The 11,419-nt window shown below is 72.1% G+C and carries 9 protein-coding genes; 5 read left to right on the forward strand and 4 right to left on the reverse strand.

Annotation, left to right across the window (positions count from 1 at the left end):
* Window positions 1–37 precede the first annotated feature (37 nt).
* Window positions 38–1,231 carry a glycine C-acetyltransferase gene (locus ACFU7Y_RS29180; protein ID WP_224283716.1) on the reverse strand — a complete coding sequence of 398 codons (1,194 nt, stop codon included), beginning with the start codon at window positions 1,229–1,231 and terminating at the stop codon, window positions 38–40.
* A 52-nt stretch (window positions 1,232–1,283) separates the two neighbouring features.
* On the reverse strand, window positions 1,284–2,312 hold the full coding sequence (tdh, locus tag ACFU7Y_RS29185; RefSeq protein ID WP_224283715.1) for an L-threonine 3-dehydrogenase: 1,029 nt from the start codon (window positions 2,310–2,312) through the stop codon (window positions 1,284–1,286).
* 484 nt (window positions 2,313–2,796) lie between these two features.
* On the opposite strand from tdh, the gene ACFU7Y_RS29190 reads away from it, so the two are divergent.
* Window positions 2,797–4,284 carry a serine hydrolase gene (locus tag ACFU7Y_RS29190; protein ID WP_380770189.1) on the forward strand — a complete coding sequence of 496 codons (1,488 nt, stop codon included), beginning with the start codon at window positions 2,797–2,799 and terminating at the stop codon, window positions 4,282–4,284.
* Window positions 4,285–4,341: 57 nt separating this feature from the next.
* Here the strand turns inward: ACFU7Y_RS29190 and ACFU7Y_RS29195 are convergent, their stop codons facing one another.
* Window positions 4,342–5,403 (reverse strand): ATP-dependent DNA ligase, encoded by a 1,062-nt coding sequence (locus ACFU7Y_RS29195; RefSeq protein ID WP_224284643.1) that lies wholly within the window; start codon window positions 5,401–5,403, stop codon window positions 4,342–4,344.
* 66 nt (window positions 5,404–5,469) lie between these two features.
* On the opposite strand from ACFU7Y_RS29195, the gene ligD reads away from it, so the two are divergent.
* Window positions 5,470–6,477: a non-homologous end-joining DNA ligase gene (ligD, locus tag ACFU7Y_RS29200; protein ID WP_224284642.1), complete on the forward strand. Its 1,008-nt coding sequence runs from the start codon at window positions 5,470–5,472 to the stop codon at window positions 6,475–6,477.
* Window positions 6,478–6,490: 13 nt separating this feature from the next.
* Here ligD and ACFU7Y_RS29205 read toward each other — a convergent pair whose 3' ends face one another.
* The gene (locus ACFU7Y_RS29205) at window positions 6,491–7,687 is read right to left on the reverse strand and encodes an 8-amino-7-oxononanoate synthase (protein ID WP_380770190.1); all 1,197 of its coding nucleotides are present in this window, start codon (window positions 7,685–7,687) and stop codon (window positions 6,491–6,493) included.
* Between the two features lie 174 nt (window positions 7,688–7,861).
* Between ACFU7Y_RS29205 and ACFU7Y_RS29210 the strand changes: the two genes are divergently transcribed.
* From ACFU7Y_RS29210 to ACFU7Y_RS29220, 3 genes are read left to right on the forward strand one after another with little or no spacing between them, the layout of a single operon-like run.
* On the forward strand, window positions 7,862–8,314 hold the full coding sequence (locus tag ACFU7Y_RS29210; protein ID WP_224284553.1) for a WXG100 family type VII secretion target: 453 nt from the start codon (window positions 7,862–7,864) through the stop codon (window positions 8,312–8,314).
* 32 nt (window positions 8,315–8,346) lie between these two features.
* Window positions 8,347–10,578 (forward strand): hypothetical protein, encoded by a 2,232-nt coding sequence (locus tag ACFU7Y_RS29215; RefSeq protein ID WP_224284554.1) that lies wholly within the window; start codon window positions 8,347–8,349, stop codon window positions 10,576–10,578.
* A 38-nt stretch (window positions 10,579–10,616) separates the two neighbouring features.
* On the forward strand, window positions 10,617–11,327 hold the full coding sequence (locus ACFU7Y_RS29220) for a hypothetical protein (protein ID WP_224284555.1): 711 nt from the start codon (window positions 10,617–10,619) through the stop codon (window positions 11,325–11,327).
* Window positions 11,328–11,419 lie beyond the last annotated feature (92 nt).

Here is an 11,419-nt window from a genome sequence, read left to right on the forward strand (position 1 = left end):
TCCGAGCGGTCCGGCCCACGGGCAGTCCGGGTGGGGGTCAGCCCTCCAGCTCGGCGCGCGCGTCCACGAAGGCCGCGACGGCGCGCTCGACGTCCTCGGTGGAGTGCGCCGCGGACAGCTGCACCCGGATCCGGGCCTGGCCGTGCGGCACCACGGGGTACGAGAAGCCGATCACGTACACGCCGCGCTCCAGCAGCAGTTCGGCGAGCCGGCCGGCCTTGGCCGCGTCGCCGATCATCACCGGGGCGATCGGGTGGTCGCCGGGCAGGATCTCGAACCCGGCCTCGGTCATCTTCGTGCGGAACAGCGCGGTGTTGGCCGCCAGCCGCTCGCGCAGCTCGTTGGACTTCTCGACCAGGTCGAGCACCTTGAGCGAGGCGGCCGCGATCACCGGGGCCAGCGAGTTGGAGAACAGGTACGGGCGGGAGCGCTGGCGCAGCAGGGCGACGATCTCCCGGCGGGCCGCGACGTAGCCGCCGGAGGCGCCGCCGAGGGCCTTGCCGAGGGTGCCGGTGATGATGTCCACGCGGTCCATCACGCCGTGCAGCTCGGGGGTGCCGCGGCCGTTCGCGCCGACGAAGCCGACGGCGTGCGAGTCGTCCACCATGACCATGGCGTCGTAGCGGTCGGCCAGGTCGCAGATCTCGCGCAGCGGGGCGACGTAGCCGTCCATCGAGAAGACGCCGTCGGTGACGATCAGGCGGCGGCGGGCGTCCCGGGTGTCCTGGAGCTGCTTCTCCAGGTCGGCCAGGTCGCGGTTGGCGTAGCGGTGGCGGCGGGCCTTGCTGAGCCGGATGCCGTCGATGATGCTGGCGTGGTTCAGCGCGTCGGAGATGACGGCGTCGCGGTCGTCCAGCAGGGTCTCGAAGACACCGCCGTTGGCGTCGAAGCAGGAAGAGTAGAGGATCGTGTCCTCCTGGCCGAGGAAGGCCGAGAGGCGGTCCTCCAGCTCCTTGTGGACGTCCTGGGTGCCGCAGATGAAGCGGACCGAGGCCATTCCGTAGCCCCAGCGGTCCAGGGCGTCCTTGGCGGCGGCGAGCACCTCGGGGTGGTCGGCCAGGCCGAGGTAGTTGTTGGCGCAGAAGTTCAGCACCTCGCCCGGGCGGCCGCCGGCGGTGACGGTGACCGCCGCGCTCTGCGGGGTGCCGATCACCCGCTCGGGCTTGAACAGGCCGGCCTCGCGGATCTCGTCCAGGGTGGTGGCGACGTCGGCGCGCACGTTGTCGAACACTGCGGTCTCCTTGGCAGTTCGGCGGGAGCAGTTCGGCGGGGCTGAGTCGGGCTCAGACCGTCCAGTCGAGGATGATCTTGCCGCAGTTGCCGCTCGCGGCGTCGTCGAAGGCGGCCTCGAAGTCGGTGGCGGGGTAGCGGCCGGTGATCACCGGGCTGAGGTCCAGGCCGCCCTCCAGCAGCACGGACATCGCGTACCAGGTCTCGAACATCTCGCGGCCGTAGATGCCCTTGATGGTGATCATCGAGGTGACGATCGAGGCCCAGTCCACCGGGAACTGCTCGGCGGGCAGGCCGAGCATGGCGATCTTCCCGCCGTGGGTCATGTTGGCGATCATCGACTGCATCGCCTCGGGGCGGCCGGACATCTCCAGGCCGACGTCGAAGCCCTCGCGCAGGCCGAGCTTCTGCTGGCCCTCCTCGATGGTGTGCTGGGAGACGTCGAGCGCCAGCGTCACGCCGACCTTGCGGGCCAGGTCGAGGCGGTACGGGGAGACGTCGGTGATCACCACGTGGCGGGCGCCGGCGTGCTTGGCGACGGCGGCGGCCATGATGCCGATCGGGCCGGCGCCGGTGACCAGCACGTCCTCGCCGATCAGCGGGAAGGACAGCGCGGTGTGCACGGCGTTGCCGAACGGGTCGAAGATCGCGGCCACGTCCAGGTCGACCGGCACCCGGTGCACCCAGACGTTGGAGGCGGGCAGCGCCACGTATTCGGCGAAGGCGCCGTCGCGGTTGACGCCCAGGCCGATGGTGTTGCGGCACAGGTGGCGGCGGCCGGCCAGACAGTTGCGGCACTTGCCGCAGACCAGGTGACCCTCACCGCTGACCAGGTCGCCGACCGCGATGTCCGCGACGCCGGCGCCGATCTCGGCGACCTCGCCGACGAACTCGTGGCCGAGCACCAGCGGGGTCCTGATGGTCTGCTGGGCCCAGCCGTCCCACTTGCGGATGTGCAGGTCGGTGCCGCAGATGCCGGTCCGCAGCACCTTGATCAGCACCTCGCCGGGGCCGATCTCGGGCATGGGGACGTCCATCAGCCAGAGCCCGGGCTCGGCCTGCTGCTTGACGAGTGCCTTCACGGCGGCTCCTGACGTGCGGGTGGGACGGCCTGCGGGTTCGGGGGCAGGCCGAGGGGGCCCGGTTCGGCCGCTCGTGACCGACGCGCTCCGGGCAGGCAGAAATCTGCCTGGTCGGAGCGGGTGCGGTCCATCGAGGAATTCTTAAGGGCGGCCACAGCTGGGCTGAACGATCGTGCCCGAGCCGCGGCCGACGACGGGTGCGGCGTGCCGGTGCTCACCCGTCCGGCCGAGCGCGGGGCGGCCGCCACGACACCGGCCGCCGGCCTCCCGGAGTGCCCGACCAGGGCCTGCCGGCCCGGCGGGGCACCCGGCTGACGGTGCTCCCGTGCGGTCCGGACGGGCGCCGACCCGCGCGCGGCCACACGGCGGCGGTGCTTACGGTGGCGACGCTCCCCCGCAGCCCCGTGGAGCAGCACTCCGGCCTGGCCGACCAGCGCTCCGGGGCCCTTCGCCAAGGGGCCGACCGCCCCGGAGAGGCGCCTTGATGACCGACACCCGACGCACGTGCCCGACCACGCCCCGCTCCGTGCGGATACCCCACTCGCCGCGGGCGGCCGTTGCCCGCTCCGCCCGGGTGGCCTCCGCCGCCCTCGCGCTGACCGGCCTGCTCGCCGTCTCCGCCTGTTCCGGGGACTCGAAGCCCGCACAGCAGGCCGGTCCGGCGGTCACCGCCGAGCCGGCCGCGCTCAGCCCGTCCCCCACGCCGAACAGCAGCCCCTCCGGCGGCGTGGTGCGGCTCACCCCGGACGTCATGAGCCGCCTGGACGTCGCGATCAAGCAGGTGATGAGCCAGGCCTCCATCCCCGGGGTGATCGTCGGCTACACCGCCCCCGACGGCAGCTACCAGCGCACCTTCGGCGTCGCCGACAAGGACGCCGGGACGCCGATGTCCCCCGACCTGTACATGCGCATCGGCAGCGTGACCAAGACCTTCACCGCCACCGCCGTCCTGCGTCTCGTGGACCAGGGCAAGCTCGGCCTGGACGACCCGGTCTCCAAGTACGTCCCGAACGTGCCCGGCGGCGACGGGATCACCCTGCGCCAGCTCGGCGAGATGCGCAGCGGCCTGTTCGACTACACCCGGGACCCGGACTTCCAGCAGGCGTTCTTCAGCGACCCGAACCGGCCCTTCACCCCGGACCAACTGCTCGCGTTCGCGTTCAGGCACCCGGCGAACTTCGCCCCGGACGCCAAGTACGAGTACTCCAACACCAACCTGATCCTGCTCGGCCTGGTGGTCGAGAAGGTCGGTGGACAGCCGCTCCAGGACTTCCTGAACCAGCAGGTGTTCACCCCGGCCGGGCTCACCAAGACGTCCCTGCCGACCGACGCGGCCTTCCCCGACCCGCACGCCCACGGCTACACCAACCAGACGCAGAGCGGCGCGGTCGAGGATTCCACCACCTGGAACCCGTCCTGGGGCTGGGCGGCCGGCGCCGCCGTCTCCAACCTCGCCGACCTCCAGACCTGGTCGAAGGTGCTCGCCACCGGCGAGCCGCTGCTCAAGCCGGCCACCCAGGCGGAGCGGCTGAAGTTCAAGGCCGTCGGAACGAGCCCCGACCTCGGCTACGGCTTCGGAGTGTTCACCACCCACGGGTGGATCGGCCACAACGGCTCGCTGCCCGGGTACGAGAGTGTGGTGCTCTACCTGCCGCAGGCGCAGGCCAGCCTGGTCATCCTGCTCAACACCGACATCCAGCAGGGTGGTTCGGAGCCCTCGACGTCCCTGGCACGGGCGATCACCCAGATCGTCTCGCCGAACAACGTCTACACGCTGCCCACCCCGCCCGGCTCGGGCTCGCCCACGGCCTCCCCCTCGCCCACGGCCTCGCCGACGGCCTCGCCCACGGCCTCGCCCACGGTGTCGCCGTCGCCGGCGGTCTCGCCCACAACCTCCCCCTCGCCGGCGGTCTCGCCCACGGCGACCACTCCGGCGGTGCCCACCGGCACCCCCACGCTGCACGTCTCCTGAACCTGAACCATGTCGAAGGCCCGACCCGGTCGTCCGGGTCGGGCCCACGGCACATCGTCAGATCCCCAGCACCTTGCCGAGGTCGTACGAGACCGGCTCCTCCAGCTGCGCATAGGTGCAGCTCCCCGGCGTACGGTCCGGCCGCCAGCGGCGGAACTGCGCGGTGTGCCGGAACCGGGCGCCCTCCATGTGGTCGTACCCGACCTCGACCACCCGCTCCGGGCGCAGCGCGATCCAGGAGAGGTCCTTGCCGCCGGTCCAGCGGCTGACCGCGCCGGGCAGCCGCCCCTCCGCGTGCGCGGCCTCGTCCGCCCAGCCGCCCCAGGGGTGCCGGGAGAGGTCCTCCATCCGCAACGGCGCCAGCTCCTCGGCGAGTTCGCGGCGGCGGGCCATCGAGAAGGCGGCGCAGACGCCGACGTGCTGGAGCCTGCCGTCGTCGTCGAAGATGCCGAGCAGCAGCGAGCCGACCACCGGGCCGCTCTTGTGCTCGCGGTAGCCGGCCACCACGCAGTCGGCGGTGCGCTCGTGCTTGATCTTGTACATGGTCCGCTCCCCCGGCCGGTACGGCTGGTCCAGCGGCTTGGCGACCACCCCGTCCAGCCCGGCGCCCTCGTACTCGGCGAACCAGGTCCGGGCGAGGTCGAGGTCGGTGGCGGCCGGGGCGGTGAACACCGGATCGGTGGCGTCGGCGAGCGCGGACTCCAGGGCCGGGCGGCGCACCGACAGCGGCTCGCCCAGCAGGCTCTCGTCCCCGAGCGCGAGCAGGTCGAAGGCGACGAAGGAGGCCGGGGTCCGCTCGGAGAGCAGCTTCACCCGGCTCGCGGCGGGGTGGATCCGCTCCAGCAGCTCCTCGAAGCGCAGCCGGCCGCCCCGGGCGATCACCACCTCGCCGTCCAGCACGCAGCGCGGCGGCAGCTCCCGCTTGAACGCCTCGACCAGCTCGGGGAAGTACCTGGTCAGCGGCTTGCCGGTGCGGCTGCCGAGCTCCACCTCGTCGCCGTCGCGGAACACGACCGAACGGAAGCCGTCCCACTTGGCCTCGTACTGCATCCCCGGCGGGATCTCGGCCACCGACTTGGCGAGCATCGGCGCCACCGGCGGCATCACGGGCAGGTCCATGCCACCGATCCTCGCCCGGTTCCTCTCGGGGCGCGCGCCGAGCGTTCGGCGCTTAGCGTGAGGGGCGTGGGCTCAGCCGTGGAACTGGATGTCGCCGGACGCACCGTCCGGCTGTCGAACCCGGACAAGGTGTACTACCCCGAGCGCGGCTTCACCAAGCTGGACGTCGCTCAGTACTACCTGGCCGTCGCCGACGGAGTGCTGCGCGGGCTGCGCGACCGCCCGACCACCCTGCAGCGCTTCCCGGACGGGGTGGACGGTGAGTTCTTCTACCAGAAGCGTGCGCCCAAGGGGCTGCCGGACTGGCTGCCCACCGCCCGGATCGAGTTCCCCAGCGGCCGCTCCGCCGACGAGATCTGCCCCACCGAGCCGGCCGCCGTGCTGTGGGCGGCCAACCTGGGCTGCCTCACCTTCCACCCCTGGCCGGTGCGGCGCTCCGACACCGACCACGTGGACGAGCTGCGCATCGACCTCGACCCGCAGCCCGGCACCGACTTCCACGACGCCGTCCGCGCCGCCCACGAGCTGCGCGCCCTGCTGGAGGAGTACGGGCTGCGCGGCTGGCCCAAGTCCTCCGGCGGGCGCGGGCTGCACGTCTATGTGCCGCTGGCGCCCGAGTGGACCTTCACCGACGGACGGCACGCGGTGATCGCGCTCGGCCGGGTGCTGGAACAGCGGATGCCCGGGAAGGTCACCACCGCCTGGTGGAAGGAGGAGCGTGGCGAGCGGATCTTCGTCGACTACAACCAGATGGCCCGCGACCGCACCATCGCCTCCGCCTACTCCCTGCGCGCCCGCCCCAGCGCCACCGCCTCCACCCCGCTGCGCTGGGAGGAACTGGACGACGCCGCCCCCGAGGACTTCGACCTGCGCACCGTCCCCGCCCGCTTCGCCGAACTCGGCGACCTGAACGCCGAGATGGACGGCCAGGCGTTCCACCTGGAGGCCCTGCTGGAGCTGTACGACAAGCAGCTGCGCGACGAGGGCCTCGGCGAACTCCCGTACCCGCCGGACCACCCGAAGGCGGCCGGCGAGCCCACCCGGGTCCAGCCGAGCCGGGCGAGGAAGAAGTAGGGCCCCCGGGGCTTCAGCTCCGCGCGCCCGCCGGGGCCAGCTCGGCGACGATGCGGACGGCCTCGGCGATCTGCCCGTCGGTCAGGTCGCCCCGCGCGGTCAGCCGCAGCCGGGAGATGCCGTCCGGGACGGACGGCGGGCGGAAGCAGCCGACGGCGAGGCCGGCGCGGCGGCAGTCGGCGGCCCAGGCGACGGCGGCCTCGGGGCCGGGGGCGCGGACGGAGACCACGGCGGCCTCGGGCTCGCAGGCCCGCAGCCCGGCGGCGGTGAGCTGCCTGGCCAGAGTCCGGGCGACCTCGCGGGCGCGCTCGGCACGGGCCGGCTCGGCGCGCAGCAGCCGCAGGGCGGCGAGGGCGGCTCCGGCGGCGGCCGGGGCGAGGCCGGTGTCGAAGATGAAGGTGCGGGCGGTCTCGGTGAGGTGGCGGATCACCCGGCGCGGGCCGAGGACGGCGCCGCCCTGCGAGCCGAGCGACTTGGAGAGGGTGACGGTGGCCACGGTGTCCGGCTGCCCGGCGAGCCCGGCCGCCGCGAGCGCCCCGGTGCCGCCGGGGCCGAGCACGCCCAGCCCGTGCGCGTCGTCCACCAACAGCGCCGCGCCCTGCGCGCGGACGGCAGCGGACAGTTCGGGCAGCGGGGCCGCGTCGCCGTCCACCGAGAACACCGAGTCGGTGACCACCAGCGCCCGCCGCTGCGCGCGCCCGGCGAGCGCCTCGGCGACCGCCGCCGGGTCGCTGTGCGGGGCCCGGTGGACGTCGGCGCGGGAGAGCCGGCAGCCGTCGATCAGCGAGGCGTGGTTGTAGGCGTCGGAGACGATCAGGGTGTCCGGGTCGGTGAGCGCGGTCAGCGCCGCGAGGTTGGCCGTGTACCCGGAGGAGAGCACCAGCGCGGCCTCCACCCCGCAGAACTCGGCCAGCTCCTCCTCCAGTTCGGTGTGCAGCGCGGTCGTCCCGGTCACCAGCCGCGACCCCGTCGAGCCGCCTCCCCAGCGCAGCGCCGCGTCCGCCGCCGCCCGGGTGACCACCGGGTGCCTGGTCAGCCCCAGGTAGTCGTTCCCCGCGAGGTCCAGCACCGCGTCGTCCGCCGCCCGGCTGCGCAGCGTCCGCGTCAGCCCGGCCTCCGCCCGCATCGCGGCCGTCTCGTCGAGCCAGTCGAAGACGTGCGCGGGGGCGGGGGCGGAGGGGCGCGGCTCGGCCGCGAGCGGATGGTTCATGCCCGGCACTCTGGCACGCCGCCGCGTGTCGGGCAATGTGCGGCTCGGCACAGTACGAACCCGACATTCCCATCGCGATTCACCATGCGTTAACCAGGAATCAATAGTCAATTCACCAAAATTCATGCCGTGAAAATAGTACAATCCATGCCGATCTTTACCTGGGGGCAAACAATGACCGACCTCGAATTCGAGCGTCGCATGAATCCGTGGCTCTTCGACGACAAGGGCAATCTGACCGAAGAGGCGAAGAAGCAGTTCCCGGACCTCGCCGGCGCCAACGCCGCACCGGTCTCGCTGGGCCCGGCGGGCGGCGGCAAGACCGTCGCCGTGAACCCCGGCGTGCTCCAGCAGGCCGCACAGAACGCCTTCGCACTGCGGGACTCCGTCAAGACCGAGTGCGACCAGCCCGGCGAGCACGTCAACGCCGCGGCCGGGTCCCTCAAGGGCTGGAACCTCGGTGGCGCACTCACCGCCACCTGGGGAACCTGGACCAGCCAGTCCGGCGGGCTGCAGACCACCGTCGGCGACATCGGCACCAACCTGCAGACCACGGCCCAGAGTTACACCAAGACCGACTCGGACATCCAGGCCAACTTCAACAAGCCGCAGGGCGCCGGAAGCTAGCGTCAGCGCGAGCGGGGGGATACAGCACAATCATGGTGACGTTCAGTCAACTCAAGCAGGTCGACCTCGGCAGTCTCGCCTCCGCGGCGGGCGACTTCGAGAGCCTCGTCCGCAAGTGGGACCTCACCCAGCGGATGCAGAACGAGGTCCTCGGCACCATCCAGCAGTCCGGCTGGCACGGCGACGCCGCCGGCCTCGCCAACGCCAAGCTCACCTGGGCCCGCGACCAGATCCACGCGGCCTTCGAGGAGGCCTCGGCCCTGGCCAAGACCCTCCGCGACGCCCACACCGAGATCACGGCCGCCAAACAGGACCTCACCACCGCCGTCCAGCACGCCACCGACGCCGGCCTCACCGTCGACGGCGAGGGCGCGGTGCACTGGCCTCCGCCCACGACCCAGGAGGACAAGAAGGACGCCGAGTACGCCAAGAGCTGGAAGGCCAAGGCCGAAACGGCCGCCAAGGCCATCGGCGACGCGATCGACCGCGCCACCGAGGCCGACCTCGACGCCTCCAGGGCGCTGGGGGACGACACCGGCAGCGACGGCACCGCGTTCAACGCCAACCCCGTCGGCGGCATCCCGGAGGAGGAGGCCAAGGCGGCCACCTACATCCTGAGCCTCGGCGGCCAGGCCTCCGACGCCCAGGTCAAGCACCTCCAGGACATCCTGGACCACCACAAGAACGACCCGCGGTTCGCCACCTCCTTCTACGGCAACCAGGACCCGGGCACCTTCATGGCCAAGTACGGCGCGATGGCCCAGAGCGGCGACTACGCCAACAGCCCGGCCCGCAGCGCCGCGCTCAAGGCCATCCAGAAGGACCTGGGCCTCACCCTGGCCACCGCGACCGACACCAAGCAGCCCGTGCACGTGTCGGACGAGTGGGAGACCAGGTTCCGCGCCGCCGGGGCCAAGCAGATCCCCGTGCCGCCCGGCGCCGACCCGGCGCACAGCCCGTACGGCTACCAGATCACGGCGAACCTGCTGCGGAACGGGAAGTACGACGCGCACTTCCTCAACCCGATCGCGGAGCACGTCACCCAGCTCACCCAGGAGAACCCGATGCGCTGGGACGCGGCCACCAAGGCCGCGTACCCGTTCACCGAGCTCAAGTTCATCGGTGTGCCCGACAAGGACGGCAACATCCGGGGCATCAACCCGATGTCCGCCATCCTGGAAGGGCTCGGCCACAGCCCCGAGGCCGCCACCAAGTTCTTCCACGACGCACCGACCACCTACAACCCGGACGGCACCGTCAAGAGCACCGGCGGCCCGAACACCTACCTCAAGGCGCTCACCGACACCGGCTCCCGGTCGCTCCTGCTCGACCAGCAGTACCCGCCCCGGCCCAACCCCGGCACCGCCGACCCGTTCGACGTCACCACCCTGGGCCACGCTCTGGAGGCGGCCACCACGGGCAGGGCGTACGACGACGTCGACGGCAAGTTCCCCCCGCACACCGCCGCGATGAACGACATCATGAAGAACGTGGTGGACACGTTCGGCACCAAGGACGGCCCGGACCTGCTCAAGGGCGGACTGTTCGCGAACCTCAACGGCAGCCTCGGGAACATGACCGCCAACTACATCGGCGACGTCCAGGGCTCGTTGGAGGGAGCGGGCGCCGACTCGCAGCTCTTCAGCCAGGCCAAGGTCGAGCGCCTGCTCGGCGCGCTCGGCCAGGACCCGGACGCCTATGCCTCGATCGCGGCCGGGCAGCAGGCGTACACCACGGCCCAGATCCAGGACGTGCTGGCCCACCCCGAGTTGCACAAGGACCTGGCGGTGGCGGTCGAGAACGTCGCCAAGCCGGCTGGGCAGGTCAACGGCCTGATCACCAGCGCGATGGTCGACGCCGTCTACCAGAAGCACACCGCCAGCGACGCCGAGTTCAACGCCGCCATCGACACCAAGCGGGAGATCGCCGGCCAGATCTGGTCGTTCGCCGGCGACGCGCTCAAGGAGCGGGCGCCCCTGATCGGCGAGGGCGTCGACAGCGCGGTCAACCAGATCATGGACAACGTCGCCAACGGCTACAAGGTGGACACCCACAACGACGCCAGCGACGAGGCCGGCGCCGCGAAGGAGGCGGCCGAGCGCAAGTCGCAGCAGGCGATCGTCAACGCCGTCCGCGAGGCCGGCCGCAACGCGGGTGCCGACCCGAACTACATCAACGACGTGGCCCGCCGGGCCGCCCAGGAGGAGAACACCGGCTACAGCAGCGGCAAGACCTCGTACGACACGGTGTACCCCAAGAGCTGACCCCCGAGCCCACCTGCCACCACCGAGAGCGTTGAGAAATGGCTGACGTCGCCCACATCATCCCGCCGTCCCCGGACGATCCGCCCCGGCGCCGGTCCCGGGTCCGCCCCTGGCACGCCGCCGTCGCCCTCGCGGTGGCGGCGGCAGTGGGCGGCGGGCTGTGGGCGTGGAAACCCTGGCAGTCGGTGGAACTGCCGCAGAGCGCGTGCTGGGGGGTCCTGGACGCGAACGACCTGAAGCCGCTCGCGGGCCCCGACGGGAAAGCCGTCGAGCCCAGGCCGGCCCGCGAGATCGCCACCCCCATGAAGCCCGCCTCGGGGAGCCGTGACTCCCGTTGCCGCATCATGTGGCCGGGCGCGACCATCCTGCTCGACGCGGAGGTACGACCGGCACGCGACCGGATCGACGCCGACCGGAGGAACGACGCCAGTGGCGGATCGGCCACCCCACTCGACTTCGGCCCCGGCACGACCGGATGGGTCGTGGACTCCAAGAACGTCGACGGGAACGCATCGGTCCGGCTCTACGTGCCGTGCGACTTCGACGCCCCGCGGGACGACAGCGACCAGCCCCCGCCGAAGTACTTCGGCGTGCTGGTCTCCGGGGACGTCGTCGACGGCGCCTCCCTCGGCAAGGCCCACCAGGCGTACGCGGACATCGCCCTCAAGATCGGCAGGGCCGCCGCGGTCGCGTACGAGTGTCGGAACACCGTGACGCTGACCGGTACCGCCCCCCGCGTCCCGTCCTAGCCCGACCGACAACAGGAGCCGCCCGAACCATGGTCGATGTCGCGCACATCATCCCGCGCTCACCCGACGACCCGCCGCCGCCACCGCCGTGG

Source organism: Kitasatospora sp. NPDC057542 (assembly GCF_042801945.1).
GTDB lineage: Bacteria > Actinomycetota > Actinomycetes > Streptomycetales > Streptomycetaceae > Kitasatospora.

What these genes read in the sequence shown, in the direction of transcription:
- ACFU7Y_RS29190 (WP_380770189.1), top strand. Translation starts at nt 2,797, where the DNA reads ATGACCGACACCCGACGCACGTGCCCGACCACGCCCCGCTCCGTGCGG.
- ACFU7Y_RS29195 (WP_224284643.1), bottom strand. Translation starts at nt 5,403, where the DNA reads ATGGACCTGCCCGTGATGCCGCCGGTGGCGCCGATGCTCGCCAAGTCG.
- ACFU7Y_RS29205 (WP_380770190.1), bottom strand. Translation starts at nt 7,687, where the DNA reads ATGAACCATCCGCTCGCGGCCGAGCCGCGCCCCTCCGCCCCCGCCCCC.
- ACFU7Y_RS29210 (WP_224284553.1), top strand. Translation starts at nt 7,862, where the DNA reads ATGACCGACCTCGAATTCGAGCGTCGCATGAATCCGTGGCTCTTCGAC.
- ACFU7Y_RS29215 (WP_224284554.1), top strand. Translation starts at nt 8,347, where the DNA reads ATGGTGACGTTCAGTCAACTCAAGCAGGTCGACCTCGGCAGTCTCGCC.
- ACFU7Y_RS29220 (WP_224284555.1), top strand. Translation starts at nt 10,617, where the DNA reads ATGGCTGACGTCGCCCACATCATCCCGCCGTCCCCGGACGATCCGCCC.